The organism is Cupriavidus respiraculi (genome assembly GCF_914271545.1).
Lineage (GTDB): Bacteria > Pseudomonadota > Gammaproteobacteria > Burkholderiales > Burkholderiaceae > Cupriavidus > Cupriavidus respiraculi.
In genome coordinates this window covers 250,821-265,584 of record NZ_CAJZAH010000003.1, presented here as the reverse complement: position 1 = coordinate 265,584, position 14,764 = coordinate 250,821, and the positions used below count along the sequence as shown (strand labels likewise).

The 14,764-nt window shown below is 64.9% G+C and carries 15 protein-coding genes; 5 read left to right on the top strand and 10 right to left on the bottom strand.

Annotation, left to right across the window (positions count from 1 at the left end; translation table 11 throughout):
- Nucleotides 1–8 precede the first annotated feature (8 nt).
- The gene (locus tag LDO27_RS16305; protein ID WP_224042760.1) at nt 9–968 is read right to left on the bottom strand and encodes an ABC transporter substrate-binding protein; all 960 of its coding nucleotides are present in this window, start codon (nt 966–968) and stop codon (nt 9–11) included.
- Nucleotides 969–1,330: 362 nt separating this feature from the next.
- Nucleotides 1,331–2,290, bottom strand: coding sequence for an NAD-dependent epimerase/dehydratase family protein (locus tag LDO27_RS16300; protein WP_224042759.1), 960 nt, complete (start codon nt 2,288–2,290; stop codon nt 1,331–1,333).
- Nucleotides 2,291–2,299: 9 nt separating this feature from the next.
- On the opposite strand from LDO27_RS16300, the gene LDO27_RS16295 reads away from it, so the two are divergent.
- The gene (locus LDO27_RS16295) at nt 2,300–3,370 is read left to right on the top strand and encodes a CDP-6-deoxy-delta-3,4-glucoseen reductase (RefSeq protein WP_224042758.1); all 1,071 of its coding nucleotides are present in this window, start codon (nt 2,300–2,302) and stop codon (nt 3,368–3,370) included.
- A gap of 307 nt (nt 3,371–3,677) precedes the next feature.
- Nucleotides 3,678–4,865: an acetylornithine transaminase gene (locus tag LDO27_RS16290; protein ID WP_224042757.1), complete on the top strand. Its 1,188-nt coding sequence runs from the start codon at nt 3,678–3,680 to the stop codon at nt 4,863–4,865.
- A gap of 128 nt (nt 4,866–4,993) precedes the next feature.
- Here LDO27_RS16290 and LDO27_RS16285 read toward each other — a convergent pair whose 3' ends face one another.
- The 8 genes from LDO27_RS16285 to LDO27_RS16250 form a co-directional block, all read right to left on the bottom strand.
- Nucleotides 4,994–5,989, bottom strand: coding sequence for an Rpn family recombination-promoting nuclease/putative transposase (locus tag LDO27_RS16285; protein WP_224042756.1), 996 nt, complete (start codon nt 5,987–5,989; stop codon nt 4,994–4,996).
- Between the two features lie 195 nt (nt 5,990–6,184).
- Nucleotides 6,185–6,901 carry an ABC transporter ATP-binding protein gene (locus LDO27_RS16280; protein ID WP_222208190.1) on the bottom strand — a complete coding sequence of 239 codons (717 nt, stop codon included), beginning with the start codon at nt 6,899–6,901 and terminating at the stop codon, nt 6,185–6,187.
- Between the two features lie 14 nt (nt 6,902–6,915).
- Nucleotides 6,916–7,692 (bottom strand): ABC transporter ATP-binding protein, encoded by a 777-nt coding sequence (locus LDO27_RS16275; RefSeq protein WP_222208192.1) that lies wholly within the window; start codon nt 7,690–7,692, stop codon nt 6,916–6,918.
- Nucleotides 7,693–7,705: 13 nt separating this feature from the next.
- Nucleotides 7,706–8,863, bottom strand: coding sequence for an ABC transporter permease subunit (locus LDO27_RS16270; RefSeq protein WP_222208194.1), 1,158 nt, complete (start codon nt 8,861–8,863; stop codon nt 7,706–7,708).
- A 13-nt stretch (nt 8,864–8,876) separates the two neighbouring features.
- A complete protein-coding gene (locus tag LDO27_RS16265; protein ID WP_222208196.1) occupies nt 8,877–9,812 on the bottom strand; it encodes a branched-chain amino acid ABC transporter permease in 936 nt (311 codons plus the stop codon).
- 205 nt (nt 9,813–10,017) lie between these two features.
- A complete protein-coding gene (locus LDO27_RS16260; protein ID WP_222208198.1) occupies nt 10,018–11,223 on the bottom strand; it encodes a branched-chain amino acid ABC transporter substrate-binding protein in 1,206 nt (401 codons plus the stop codon).
- A gap of 622 nt (nt 11,224–11,845) precedes the next feature.
- Nucleotides 11,846–12,805 carry a 4-hydroxy-3-methylbut-2-enyl diphosphate reductase gene (gene ispH / locus LDO27_RS16255; RefSeq protein WP_222208200.1) on the bottom strand — a complete coding sequence of 320 codons (960 nt, stop codon included), beginning with the start codon at nt 12,803–12,805 and terminating at the stop codon, nt 11,846–11,848.
- Between the two features lie 52 nt (nt 12,806–12,857).
- Nucleotides 12,858–13,355, bottom strand: a complete 498-nt coding sequence (locus LDO27_RS16250; protein WP_222208202.1) for an FKBP-type peptidyl-prolyl cis-trans isomerase — start codon at nt 13,353–13,355, stop codon at nt 12,858–12,860.
- 84 nt (nt 13,356–13,439) lie between these two features.
- Between LDO27_RS16250 and radC the strand changes: the two genes are divergently transcribed.
- The 3 genes from radC (at nt 13,440) to rpmG (ending at nt 14,712) form a co-directional block, all read left to right on the top strand.
- A complete protein-coding gene (radC, locus tag LDO27_RS16245) occupies nt 13,440–14,114 on the top strand; it encodes a RadC family protein (RefSeq protein ID WP_222208204.1) in 675 nt (224 codons plus the stop codon).
- Between the two features lie 179 nt (nt 14,115–14,293).
- Nucleotides 14,294–14,527 (top strand): 50S ribosomal protein L28, encoded by a 234-nt coding sequence (gene rpmB / locus LDO27_RS16240; protein ID WP_006575661.1) that lies wholly within the window; start codon nt 14,294–14,296, stop codon nt 14,525–14,527.
- A 14-nt stretch (nt 14,528–14,541) separates the two neighbouring features.
- Nucleotides 14,542–14,712, top strand: a complete 171-nt coding sequence (gene rpmG / locus LDO27_RS16235) for a 50S ribosomal protein L33 (RefSeq protein ID WP_222208206.1) — start codon at nt 14,542–14,544, stop codon at nt 14,710–14,712.
- Nucleotides 14,713–14,764 lie beyond the last annotated feature (52 nt).

The window sequence follows — 14,764 nt, the reverse complement described above, 5'->3', positions numbered from 1 at the left end:
TATCCCGGTTACTTCAGAAAGCGCGCGTCGTACAGGGCCGTGACATCGGGCACCTGGCGGATCACGCCGATTTCCAGCAGCACGGCGGCCGCTTCCTTGCTGAACGCGGCCAGCTCGCCGCCGAAGAACTTGCGGTTTGCCTCGCGGTCCTGCCAGCGCAGGAAGGCCGCCGACTTGGCGAACTGCTCGCCGGTCTGCTTGACGGCCGCGCCCATGATCTCGTTGGACTTGGCCGGCTCCTTGCGGATCATGTCGAGCGCCTCGAAATAGCTGTCGACCAGCGCCTGGGCGGCCTTGGGATTGTCCTTGAGCCACTTGGGGGCGCAGCCCAGCGTGTCCATCACCATCGGGTAGTCCAGCGTCGTGGCGAGGATCTTGCCCTTGTCCGGGCTCTGGCGCACCGTCGACAGGTACGGCTCGTAGGTCATCGCGGCATCGTTCTGGCCCGAGACGAAGGCCTGCGCGGCGGCCTGCGGCGACAGCGTGGTGGTCTTGACGTCCTTGATGGACATGCCGTTCTTCTTCAGCATCCAGGCCAGCCCGAAGTAAGGCGCGGTGCCCGGCGCGTCCACGCCGACCGTCTTGCCCTTCAGGTCGGCGAAGGACTTCACGTCCGCGCGCACGGCCAGACCGTCGGCGCCGTAGGACTTGTCCAGCTGCACGATCTGCGTGATCGGCACGCCGTTGGCGTTCCAGGCCACATGCGTCTCGACCGTGGTGGCGGCGCACTGGATCGCGCCAGAGGCCAGCGCCAGGTGCCGGTCCTTCTGCGGGATCATCTTGATCGAGACATCGAGCCCGTTCTTCTTGAAGATGCCCGCCTTGTCGGCAAGCGTCAGTGGCGCGAAGCCGGTCCAGCCGCTCATGCCCAGCGCGATTTCGGTGGTCTGGGCATGCGCCGCTCCCGCGGCGACGATGACGGCGGCAAGCGCGGTGCGCGCAAGACCGCTAACGAGGCGAATCCCCATCTGTAGGCTCCTTTGGCGTGATGCGAACGAAGGCCGCTTGGCGCGGCCGGTCGCCCGGTCGTGGCGGCGCCATGCGTGCGGCGCCGATCGTTTCCGGGCAATCTAACGTTCCTGTATATACAAGTCAAGGCGCGCAAAGGCTGGCTGCGGGCAAACCCCTAAGCCGGCCGTCGCCTTGTTGCCCGGCACCAGAACCGCGCTCAAGGCCGGAAAAACGCCCCCTGATGGTGCGCGAGCGCATGGCCCCGGGCACCGCATTCGGCCGTCCGCACCGGGCTCGGGCATTTCGGCGCGATGCTGTATAGACAGGAACGGTGTGCGTGCTGCTACGCAAACGCCATGCCACCGGCCGCGGAACGGCCTCAGGTATCGAAGAAGGATGCGACGGTCGGGTAGCGCAGACGCAGGCGCAGTTCGCGCTTCAGGCGCGCGTTGTCCAGCCGGCGCGACTCGCTCATGAAGCTGAGCAGATTCGGCTCCACCGCCTGCCGCACCTGCTCGCGCGTCAGGCGCGGGGGCCGGGGCAGGCCGCGGCGGTCCGCCACCAGGTCGAAGTAATCGGCCATGCGCAGCTCGGAGTCGTCACTGGCATGCACCACGCGCTGCGGCCGGCCGCGAAACAGCGCCACGATCATGGCGCGGGCGAGATCGTGGGCGTGGATATGGTTGGTGTACACGTCGTCCTGCGGCACCAGCGCCGGCGTCCGCCTGGACAGGCGCGCGGTGGGCAGGCGGTTCTCGGCATAGATGCCGGGAACGCGCAGGATGCTGGCCCGCCAGCCGCTGGCCACGCCAAAGCCGCGCACCGCCTGTTCGGCGGCCACGCGGCGGCGCGCGCGGGCGGTCTGCGGCCGTACCAGGTGGGATTCGGCCACCCGGGCGCCGCCCCGATCGCCATAGACGCCCGACGTGCTGGCATAGACCAGCGCCGGCCGGGCCGTCCGGCGGCCGCGCCGGCGGTTGGCCCCCTCGGGTAGAATGCGGGGTTCGCAAGCGGCGGTACGCCAGGCGGTACGGCGCAGCGCGTGCAGCAGGGCCAGCGTACGCGGATCCTTCTCGCCCTGTGCGGGCGGCGGCGCGAGGTCGAGCACCCGGTCCGCGAGACCGGTCAGGCGCGACAACGTGGCCGGCCGGTCCAGGTCCGCCACCAGGGGCACCCCGCCGGCCGCGCGCAGTTCGGCGCGGCGACCCGGCTGCGAGGTGACTGCGAACACGCGGAAACGCGCCGACAGCATGCGCAGGCAACGTGTCCCCACGTCGCCGCATCCAACGATCAACAAGCGCGGACGACCCAGACGACGTCGCGACAGATTTTTGCTCATCGAGTGATTATGGCTTATCAAGTGACAGTCATGCCCAGCGGACGCCAATTCGACGCGGACCCGGGCGAAACCATTCTGGCCGCCGCGCTGCGCCACAGCGTGGGTCTGCCCTACGGCTGCAAGAACGGGGCATGCGGTTCGTGCAAGGGCCGCGTGGTGGCCGGCGACATCGTGCAAGGCGATCATGCCGCCTCCGCCCTGTCCGCTCAAGAGAAAACCGAGGGCCGCGCCCTGTTCTGCTGCGCCACCGCCGCTACCGATATCACCATCGAATGCCGGGAGGTCCATGGCGCCGGCGATATTCCGATCAAGAAAGTGCCGTGCCGCGTGACGAGCCTGGAGCGCGTGGCCGACGACGTCATCGTCGCCCGCCTGCAATTGCCGGCCACCGAGCGCCTGCAATACCTGGCTGGCCAGTACGTGGAATTCCTGCTGCGCGACGGCAAGCGCCGCAGCTATTCGATCGCCACGCCGCCGCATGCGGAAGGTCCCATCGAACTGCATATCCGCCATATGCCGGGCGGCGCCTTCACCGACTACGTGTTCGGCGCCCGCGAGGGCCAGCCGGCCATGAAGGAGCGCGACATCCTGCGCTTCGAAGGACCGCTCGGCAGCTTCTTCCTGCGCGAAGAATCCGATAAGCCCGTCGTGCTGCTGGCCTCGGGCACCGGCTTCGCGCCGGTCAAGGCCATCGTCGAGCACGCCGCCTATACCGGTATCACGCGGCCGATGACGCTGTACTGGGGCGGCCGCCGGCCGCGCGACCTGTATATGCATGCGCTGTGCGAGCAGTGGGCCCGCGACCTGCCGAACTTCCGCTATGTGCCGGTCGTCTCGAACGCCCAGGCCGAGGACGAGTGGGACGGCCGCGCGGGCTTCGTGCACGAGGCCGTGATGGCGGACCTGCCAGATCTGTCCGGATTCGAGGTCTATGCCTGCGGCGCGCCGGTGATGGTCGATGCCGCCCGCCGCGACTTCGTCGCCCGCTGCGATCTGCACGAGGACGCGTTCTTCGCCGACTCGTTCACCTCCGAGGCCGACATGCACCCCGCCGGCACCGCCCCGCAGGCGGCGTCCTGACCGCGCCCCTGCCGTTCCGCGCACGCAACAATGCCCGGGTCCATCACATTTCGTTTTGACACCCGGGCGCATGCGTCTTATATTTGCCCGCATGAACCACGCCATTGTCCGACGCAGCTTCCGTACGTTGCTACCCGCCAGGGTGCCACGCGGCTGACCGTCGACAGCGTCTGTTCAGGTCACGAAGCCACGGGCAACCCCCGTGGCTTTTTGTTTTGGGTCCTGGCTCCGGCGTATCGGGGCACTGGATCGCGGTCCGAACCGTTTCTCCTTTCCATTTCGTATCACGCCGACCCTGGAGTCCGCCATGGCATTTGCTGAGTATCCCGTCCAATCGTTGATGTACATCACCAATCGTCCCGAGCTCGTCTTCACCGAAGGCAAGGGCTCGTGGCTGACGGACCATAACGGCAAGCGCTATCTCGACTTCGTCCAGGGCTGGGCAGTCAACTGCCTGGGTCATTCGAACCAGGGCATGGTGGACGCGCTGGTGGCGCAGGCCGGCAAGCTGATCAATCCCAGCCCGGCCTTCTACAACAAGCCGATGATCGATCTGGCCAAGCTGCTGACCGACCATAGCTGCTTCGACAAGGTCTTCTTCGCCAACAGCGGCGCCGAAGCCAACGAAGGTGCCATCAAGCTGGCGCGCAAATGGGGGCGCAAGCACAAGGGCGGCGCGTTCGAGATCATCACCATGGACCACAGCTTCCATGGCCGCACGCTTGCCACCATGAGCGCATCCGGCAAGGCGGGCTGGGACACGATCTTCGCCCCCCAGGTGCCGGGTTTCCCGAAAGCGGAACTGAACAACCTGGCTTCCGTGGAAGCGCTGATCACCGACAAGACCGTCGGCATCATGCTCGAGCCGGTGCAGGGCGAAGGCGGCGTGATCCCCGCCTCGCGCGAATTCATGCAGGGCCTGCGCGCGCTGGCAGACAAGCACAAGCTGCTGTTGATCGTCGATGAAGTGCAGTCGGGATGCGGCCGCTGCGGCACGCTGTTCGCCTATCAGCTCTCGGGCGTGGAGCCGGACATCATGACGCTGGGCAAGGGCATCGGCGGCGGCGTGCCGCTGTCGGCCCTGCTGTGCAAGGCGGAAGTCGCCAGCTTCGAAGCCGGCGACCAGGGCGGCACCTACAACGGCAATCCGTTGATGTGCGCCGTGGGCGCGGCGGTGATCGCCCAATTGACGGCGCCCGGCTTCCTGCAGGACGTGCAGGAGAAGTCGGCCTACCTGCGCGAGCAGCTGCTGGCGCTGTCGACGGAATTCGGCCTCGGCGGCGAGCGCGGCGAAGGCCTGCTGCGGGCGCTGCTGCTGGGCAAGGACATCGGCCCGCGACTGGTCGAGGAAGCGCGCGAGATGCAGCCCACCGGCCTGCTCCTCAATGCGCCGCGGCCCAACCTGCTGCGCTTCATGCCCGCGCTGAACGTGACGCGCGAAGAGATCGACCAGATGATCGGCATGCTGCGTACCTTGCTGACCAAGCTGGCTTGAGGAACGACTGCCATGCCAGTGCCGGGCGACCGGGCACTGGCGGGCATCTGTGTCGTTTCACACCGGAGCGGCCGCTGGAAGCGGCCGCTTTTGCCGTACGGTCCGATGCCGCAACACGACCTTTGCGCTCAAGACTCGAACACTTCCTCGAGTGTGCTTGCGGTCAGCAAGCGATCGGCCCACGCGTCGATCTGCTCTAAGGGCGACGACTCGATTCTCCAGACCAGCTGCTGCGGAAGCGCCCCGAAGCGGCGCGTCAGCATTCTTTGCAACAGCATCGCTTCGCCTTCGAGCCGGCCTTCCTGTCGCCCTTCCTGGCGCCCCGCTTGGAGGCCTTCCTGCCGGCCTTCCCAGAGACCTTCCATCCTGCACTGCTGCTTCCACTCTTCGAAGCTTTGACCCATCACCATTCGTAGCTCCTTCAGGTCCTCGATTTTTGGCAGCGACACGGCATGGTCGCTGCGCACCGACACTACCGCCCTAAACCAGAGCGCAAAGGTGCGCTTCAGCTCGGCGTCATCATCCAGCAACCCGATCAGCCGATCCACCACTTCGCACAGCACCGCGCCGAACGGTGCACGCTGGAAACGGATCATGCACGCGACCAGGTTGTCCATCCGTGCCAATTGGTCGTCGCTGTATTGGTTCTCATCGAGCAGCAGATACGCAAGCCCGGGCCGATGACGCACCAAGAGTGCCGACATGCCCGGAATCAGATGCGCGATATCGGTGGCCGCCGTCCATCCCGCGGCGCCGTTGTACATCACGATCGGCAATACCGGCGGAAGCCGACGGCCCGGCAACGCCTGGCCGGCACGGATGAGATTCTGATACAGCAGTCCGACGTAGGTCTGGATCCTGACCGCCATGAACGGATCGACCGTGCGCTGGAACTCGATCACCAGATAGAGATAGGCCGCCTCCCCGTCGACCTTTACCCGCCATACGACATCGCCAGCGCGCTGGCGCAGGTGATCGGTCACGTAGCTGCACGGCACCTTCTCCAGTGAAGCAAAGTCGAGGCTATGCAGCAAGTCGTCCGGGATGAAACCCCTGACCAGATCGCGGACGATCTTTGGCGACGAAAACATCAATTTGTATGAGGCATCGCATGGCTCTTGCATAAGGAGGGACTCGTAGCAGCCGGTGGCCGGAGCACGAAGGATGGGCCGCGGGAGCCGCATGCGATGTCGAAAACTTGGCCGCTCTATCGGTTACCGATCTGTGTCGGCGGCCATGCCTGCGCGATCGCCCGACGGCATAAAAAAAGCCCCGCTTGCGCGGGGCTTTCTTTGGCCGGTAGGGCGCATCCAAGGGCGTCATTCGCCCAGGTAGGCGGCCCGCACCTTCGGGTCGTCCAGCATCTGCTTGGCATCGCCGTTGATGGTAACGAGGCCCGACTCCATCACGTAGCCGCGGTCAGCCGCCTGCAAGGCGAGACGCGCGTTCTGCTCGACCAGCAGCACGGTCACGCCCTGCGCGGAGATATCGCGCACCACCTCGAAGATCTTCTCCACCATGATCGGGGACAGGCCCATCGAGGGCTCGTCCAGCAGCAGCAGCTTGGGCTGGCTCATCAGCGCACGCGCCATCGCCAGCATCTGCTGTTCGCCGCCCGACATCGTGCCGGCGAGCTGGTTGGCGCGCTCCTTCAGCCGCGGAAAGATGCCGAACATGCGATCGACATCGGCCTTGATGCCGGCCTCGTCGTTGCGCGTGTAGGCCCCCATCTGCAGATTCTCGGTGATGGTCATGCGCGCGAACACGCCGCGACCCTCCGGCACCATGGCCAGGCCGCGCTTGAGTAGCTCATAGCTCGGCACGCCCTTGATGGAGCGGCCCAGATACTCGATATCGCCGCCGGCCCAGCCCTGCAGGCCCGTGATGGCCTTCATGGTGGTGGTCTTGCCCGCGCCGTTGGCGCCGATCAGCGTCACCAGCTCGCCGTCCTTGATTTCGAGGTCGATGCCCTTGACCGCCTGGATGCCGCCGTAGGCAACCTTCAGGCCGGAGATCTTCAATACTGTGTCTTTCATGGACTGCTCCCCCGTCAGTGCGCGGAGGTACCGAGGTAGGCCTCGATCACCGCCGGGTTGTTCTGGACTTCATGCGGCAGGCCCTGCGCGATCACCTTGCCGTAGTCGAGTACGGTCAGGCGGTTGCACAGGCCCATCACCAGCTTCACATCGTGCTCGATCAGCAGGATGGTGCGGCCATCGCTGCGGATCTTGTCGAGCAGGCCACGCAGCTCCACCTTCTCGGTGGCGTTCATGCCGGCGGCCGGTTCGTCCAGCGCGAGCAGCTTCGGCTCGGTGGCCAGCGCGCGGGCGATCTCCAGGCGGCGCTGGTGACCGTAGGACAGGTTGCGCGCGGTGAAGTTGGCGTACTTGCCGATGCCCACGTAGTCGAGCAGATCGTGCGCCATGTCCTCCACCGCGTCTTCTTCGCGGCGCACCGAGGGCGGGCGGAACACCGCGCCGAACACGCCGGCCTTGGTGCGCACGTGACGGCCCACCATGACGTTTTCCAGCGCGGTCATCTCGCCGAACAGGCGGATGTTCTGGAAGGTACGCGCGATACCGGCCTTGGCCACTTCGTGCACCGCGGTCGGCTGATAGGGCACGCCACCCAGCACGAACTCGCCCGAGTCCGGCGTGTAGAGGCCGGTGACCACATTGAAGAAGGTGGTCTTGCCGGCGCCGTTCGGGCCGATCAGGCCGTAGATCTCGCCCTGCTTGATTTCCAGGCCGACGTCGGACAGCGCCTGCAGGCCGCCGAATCGCTTGTTGACCCCCTTGACGGACAGGAGGATGTTGTCGTTGCTCATCGTTTCCTCCGGTTCACAGACGGCTCAGACTGCCCGCGCGGCGCACCACCGGACGGTCTTCCTTGCGCGGCGACGGCCACAGGCCCGCCGGGCGGTACAGCATCACGCCAACCAGCGCGAGGCCGAACAGCAATTGCCGCAGCACTTCCGCGTCGACGATGATCTGGCCGAACAGCGTATGCTGCACCGGCTCGGCCACCACGCGCAGCAGCTCCTGGAAACCGATCAGCAGGATGCCGCCCAGGATCACGCCCGGAATATGGCCCATGCCGCCGAGCACCACGATCGCCAGCACGTAGATCGATTCCCACAGCGTGAACGATTCCGGCGAGACGAAGCCCTGGAAGGCGCCGAACACCGCGCCCGAGACGCCGCCGAACGAGGCACCCATGGCGAAGGCCAGCAGCTTGATATTGCGGGTATTGATGCCCATCGCCTTGGCGGCGATCTCGTCTTCGCGGATCGCGACCCAGGCGCGGCCGATGCGCGAATTCTGCAGGCGCAGGCTGACGAATACGATCAGCACGACCAGCGCGATCAGCAGGTAGTAGTACAGGAACACCGGCGTGAACTTGATGCCCAGGATGTCGTGCGACTTCGCGAAATCGAAGCCGAACATCTTCACCGAGTCCACCGCCGTGATGCCCTTCGGCCCGTTGGTGATGTTCACCGGGCGGTCCAGGTTGTTCATGAAGATGCGGATGATCTCGCCGAAGCCGAGCGTCACGATGGCCAGGTAGTCCCCGCGCAGCTTCAGCGTGGGCGCGCCCAGCAGCATGCCGAAGATGCCGGCCACCAGCGCCGCCAGCGGCAGGACCCACCAGACGCTGACATGGAAGCCGTTGGGGAACAGTTGCTGGATGGCCTCGAACTGATTGGCCAGGTGCGGCGAGCCGAGCAGCGCCATCAGATAGGCGCCCACCGCGTAGAACGCGATATAGCCCAGATCGAGCAGGCCGGCGAAGCCGACGACGATGTTCAGACCCAGCGCCAGCATGATGTACAGCAGCGCGAAGTCCAGCACGCGCACCCAGTAGTTGCCGCCCAGCGTCTGGACGAGGAACGGGGCGCAAAGCGCGATGGCGAGGAACGCCACCAGCGCGGCCATGGTCTTGGCAGGCGTGCGCGTGAGCGGCGGCGCCTGGACGGAAGTTGGGATCGGAGCGGTCATGGTTTCTCTCTCCTCAAGCCCGGTCGGAAACACGTTCGCCCATGATGCCGGACGGACGGAATACGAGTACGGTGATCAGCACGATAAAGGCGAAGACGTCTTGGTAGTTGGAGCCGAACACGCCGTTGGTCAGGTCGCCGATGTAGCCGGCGCCGAGCGCCTCGATCAGGCCCAGCAGCATGCCGCCGACCATCGCGCCGGCCAGGTTGCCGATGCCACCGAGCACTGCCGCGGTGAACGCCTTCAGGCCCGGAATGAAGCCCATGTAGAAGTGGGCGTTGCCGTAGTTGGTGGCCATCATCACGCCGGCCAGCGCCGCGAGCGCCGCGCCGATCATGAAGGTGGCCGAGATCACGAAATTGGGGTTCACGCCCATCAGACCCGCGACCTTCTGGTTCTCCGCGGTCGCCCGCATCGCGCGGCCGAGCTTGGTGCGGTTGACCAGGGCCAGCAGACCCGACATGACCATCACGGCCATGCCGATGATGACCATCTCCTTGCCGGTGATCGTGGCGCCCGTGGCGCCGATATCGATCGGCTCGGAAGGCAGCAGCTGCGGGAACGTCAGCGGGTTGCGCGACCAGATCAGCATGCCCACGGTTTGCAGGATGATGGAGACGCCGATCGCGGTGATCAGCGGCGCGAGCCGGGGCGCATTGCGCAGCGGCCTGTAGGCGATCCGCTCGATCGAGAACGACAGTACCGCGCAGACCGGCATGGCGATCAGCGTGGCAATGACAAGCGTGAGCCACTCGGGCAGGCCCGGGGCAAATTTCTGGAGACCGAGAATGGCTGACAGAGCGGTCAGCGCGCCGATCATCAGCACATCGCCGTGGGCGAAATTGATGATGCCGAGAATGCCGTAGACCATGGTGTAGCCCAGTGCGATCAGCGCATAGATGCTGCCGAGCACCAGACCGTTCACGATCTGCTGGATAAAGATATCCATGAATACTCCTGACTTCCGTCCGAACCTACGGCATGGTGTGCATGCCGACCGGACGCTGGTAGTTGGGTGGTTTGGTAGGGTGAGATGCCGGTAAGCGGCCTGCCGAGTCCACCCACGGTAAGGGCGCTAATACTTAAGGCGAGGCTAAAAAGAACGGCACCGCAAAGTACTCACGGTGCCGTTCGGAGGGACCGGTAGGTCCGTATTACATCTTCACGACGTCAAGCACGGACTTCTTCTTGTCCTTGTAGTCGTACAGCGTGATGGTGCCTTCCTTCATGTCGCCCTTCTCGTCGAAGGCGATGTTGCCGATCACGCCCTGATAGTTAGTCTTGGGCATTTCGGCCAGGATGGCGGCCGCGTCGGTGGCACCGGCGCGCTTGATGGCGTCGACCACGACCATCACGGCGTCGTAGGTGAACGGCGCATAGATCTGCACCGGCGCGTTGAAGCGGTCCTGATAGCGCTTCTGGAAGTCGGCGCCCTTCTCCATCTTCGACAGGGCCAGGCCTGCTTCCGAGCAGATGATGTTCTGCACCGCGTCGCCGGCCAGCTCGGCCACCTTGTCGGTACAGACGCCATCGCCGCCGACGATCTTGGCGGCGATGCCCAGTTCCTTGGCCTGCTTGGCGAACGGACCGCCGGTGGCGTCCATGCCGCCGTACATGATCACGTCCGGCTTCCTGCCCTTGATCTTCGTCAGAATCGCCTTGAAGTCGGTGGCCTTGTCGTTGGTGGCTTCACGCGCCACCACGTTCACGCCGGCCGCCTTGGCGGTCTTCTCGAACTCGTCGGCCAGGCCCTTGCCGTAGGCGGTGGCATCGTCGACGATGGCCACGCTCTTGGCATTCAGGCTCTTGGCGGCGTAGTTGGCCAGCGCCGGACCTTGCTGGGCGTCGGTCGCGACCACGCGGTAGGTGGTCTTGAAGCCCTGCTTGGTGTAGTCGGGGTTGGTCGACGACGGCGAGATCTGAACGATGCCGGCATCGCTGTAGATCTTGGAGGCGGGGATCGACACGCCCGAGTTCAGGTGGCCGACGACGGCCACGACCTTGGCATCGACCAGCTTCTGGGCAACCGAGGTACCGGTCTTCGGGTCGGCCGCGTCGTCTTCGCCGACCAGTTCCAGCTTGACCTTCTTGCCGCCAACTTCCAGGCCGGCCTTGTTGACTTCCTCGACGGCCAGGCGGGCGCCGTTTTCGTTGTCCTTGCCAAGGTGGGCGATGCCGCCAGTCAGCGGAGCCGCGTGGCCGATCTTGACCACGACGTCGCCAGCGGCGGCGGGTGCGGGTGCGGCTGCGGCGGGGGCCGACGCAGCCGAATCGGCCGGCGCCTCGTCCTTCTTGCCGCAAGCAGTAACCAGTGCCACTGCCGCAGCGATCGGCAGAATCTTGGCAAACGTGATTTGCATGAGTGATCTCCTAGGATTCACAAGAACAGGGTCCCGCAACGCCTCCCGTTCGTTTCCCTGTACCGCCTTTAGTTAGTTTCAATTTGAAACGCGCGAATTGTATCCCCTTTTTTTGCGGATGCAATATGCGACGCAACAACCTGAACCGTTTACCTACCAAATGAGCTAGGGAATTTCCCCAATGCCGGGATTGGGGCAATTCCCGTCTATCTGGCAGGGCTGGGGCCACATCTAACAAGAACCATGCCGGGGCTTCACATGGCCCGCCATTTAGTGCGCGCGGCGGCGCCGCCGCCTGCCTTTATTAAATAGGCATTTCATTTATACGGACGCACCAAAGCGGGATAGAACAGGAATTCCGCATGCACCATCACAGGGAAAACCCCATTATCGGGATTACCCTGATTTGTCTGAAACAAAAGACAAAGAATACAAAGATCGGGAAGGTAATTGTGAAGTCTAAGTGACATTACCCAATTCGGTTTCGAATCGGCCCATCGGTAATGCTCGACAGCAAGGGACGCGAAGGGGGCAACCACCATGGGACCGCGCGGTCTCCACTGGAGAGTGTCTATTTGAGGGGGTGTGCCGGATCGCGGCCGCGATCCGGGGTAGAAGGAGATCAGCCGGCGACCGGCTGCAGCCCCTTGGGCAACGGGAACGACATGGTTTCCTCGATGCCGCCGAGCGAGCGCACGTTGCGCGCGCCGAGTTCCCGCAGCCGGTCGACGATGGACTGCGCCAGCGCCTCCGGCGCCGAGGCGCCCGCCGTCAGGCCGATGCGGCGCTTGCCGGCGATCCATTCCGCGCGCAGCTGCTCGGGCGCATCCACCATATAGGCGGGTACGCCCAGCCGCTCGGCCAGCTCGCGCAGGCGATTCGAGTTGGAGCTGTTGGGGCTGCCCACCACGATCACCACGTCCACCTGGGGCGCCATGAACTTGACGGCGTCCTGGCGGTTCTGGGTCGCGTAGCAGATGTCCTGCTTCTTCGGCTCCGCGATCAGCGGGAAGCGTGCCTTGAGAGCCGCGACGATCTCCAGCGTCTCATCGACCGACAGCGTGGTCTGCGTGACATAGGCGAGGCGCGCGGGATCGGCGACCTGCAGCGTCTGCACGTCGGCCACCGATTCGACCAGCAGCATGCCGCCCTCGGCCTGCCCCATGGTGCCCTCGACCTCCGGATGTCCCTTGTGACCGATCATCACGATCTCGCAACCCTCGGCCCGCATCTTCCCCACCTCGACGTGGACCTTGGTCACCAGCGGGCAGGTGGCATCGAACACGTTCAGGCCGCGTGCCTGGGCCTCGTTGCGGACTTCCTTCGATACGCCGTGGGCGCTGAAGATGACGGTGGCGCCGGCCGGCACCTCGTCGAGCTCGCGCACGAACACCGCGCCCTTGCGGCGCAGGTCCGCGACGACATAGGCGTTGTGCACGATTTCGTGGCGCACATATATAGGCGCGCCAAAGCGCTGGAGCGCCCGCTCGACGATCTCGATGGCGCGGTCCACCCCGGCGCAGAAGCCTCGTGGCTGGGCCAGCAGGATTTCCGCGTCGGCGGCGGTGATCGGTTCAGACATGCAAGGGTTCGGAAAAACGGCGCGCCATCGGCGCGCGTATTGGCTACGGGGGCTACAGGATGCCGATCAGCTGGACATCGAACAGGATGGTCTGGCCCGCCAGCGGGTGGTTGAAGTCGAACAGGGCCGAGGTCTCGCCGACTTCCTTCAGCACGCCAGCGTACTTGCCGCCGCCAGGGGCGTTGAACTCGACCAGGTCGCCGGGCGCATAGTCCTCCTCGAACGAACTGTTCTCGCGCAGCGTGGCCAGCGAGACGCGCTGCAACAGCTCCGGATTGCGCGGGCCGAAGGCATGCTCGGGCGCCAGCCGGTACGTCGTGCGCTCGCCCTCGGCCATGCCGAAGAGCGCCTGCTCCAGCGTGGGCGCGAACTGGCCCTGGCCAAGCAGCAGCGTGGCGGGCTTGTCTTCGAATGTGCTGACGATTTCCGTGCCGTTTTCCAGGGCGATGCTGTAGTGGAGGGTCAGGAACGAATCGGCCTGAACGGTCTTGCGAGGCGTAGCGGCCTCACCGCCGTCGGATCCTTCCGACGCAAGAGTTTGCAAATTCATGGGTGCTCAACCTGTCGACAGCCCGTATTGTATGCGACTGGGCCGCCCGCCGCCCTGCCCCGATTCCATCCCCCGGAGACCCGCATGTCCATTGCAGACTGGCCCGTCAACGAGCGTCCGCGTGAAAAGCTGTTGCTGGGCGGCCCGGCCGCCCTGTCCGATGCGGAACTGCTGGCGGTGTTCCTGCGCGCGGGCGTGCCCGGCAAGAGCGCGCTGGACCTGGCCCGGGACATGATCGGGGATTTCGGTTCGCTGACCCGCCTGCTTGGGGCGACGGCGGACCAGTTCAACCGCTTCAAGGGCATGGGAAGCGCGAAGTTCGCGCAGTTGCAGGCGGCGCAGGAACTGACCCGCCGGGCGTTGGCTGAGGAACTGAAGCTGCGGCCGTCCCTGACCTCGATCGACACTGTGCGCGACTACCTGCGCCTGACGCTGTCGCACCGGCCCTACGAAGTGTTCTTCTGCCTGTTTCTGGATGCGCGCAACCGGCTGCTGGCCGCCGAGGAGCTGTTCCGCGGCAGCATCAGCCAGACCAGCGTGCATCCGCGCGAAGTCGCACGCCAAGCGTTGATGCATAATGCGGCCGCGGTGATCGTCGCCCACAACCACCCCTCGGGGCACGTGGAGCCGAGTACCGCGGACATCGAGATCACGCGTGTGCTGGTCGGCGCGCTGGGACTGATCGATGTCAGCGTCCTGGACCACATCGTCGTAGCGGGCAACACCACGTTTTCGCTAGCCCAGCACGGGCTCCTGTGACGCCGGCGTCACGGTTGCACACCTGTCGCCAGGAAATCACTGAAGGCATTGATCGCCCAGGACTTTCCGGTCTATAATGCCCGTTTTGCTGAAGTCTTAACCGCTGCAGTCCGGGCCGCGCGCCTTTTGTTGATCTGTTGGCGAACATTGTCCACGAATAGAAGAGTTAGGAGTGCTTCATGGCACGCGTCTGTCAAGTGACCGGGAAAGCGCCGATGGTCGGCAACAACGTTTCCCACGCGAACAACAAGACCAAGCGCCGTTTTCTGCCCAACCTGCAGAATCGTCGTTTCTTCGTTGAATCTGAAAACCGCTGGGTGAGCCTGCGCGTCTCGAACGCCGGTCTGCGCCTGATCGACAAGAAAGGCATCGACTCCGTGCTCGCAGACCTGCGCGCACGCGGCGAAGTCTGATTTAGGAGTACATCATGGCCAGCAAAGGCGGACGCGACAAAATCAAGCTGGAATCGACCGCAGGTACGGGTCATTTCTACACGACCACCAAGAACAAGCGCACCATGCCGGAAAAGATGGCGATCATGAAGTTCGATCCCGTCGTCCGCAAGCATGTGGAGTACAAGGAAACGAAGATCAAGTAATTGATCCCGGCTCCTGCCGCCGACCACGGCGGCCTCGCAAAACCCCGCTCAT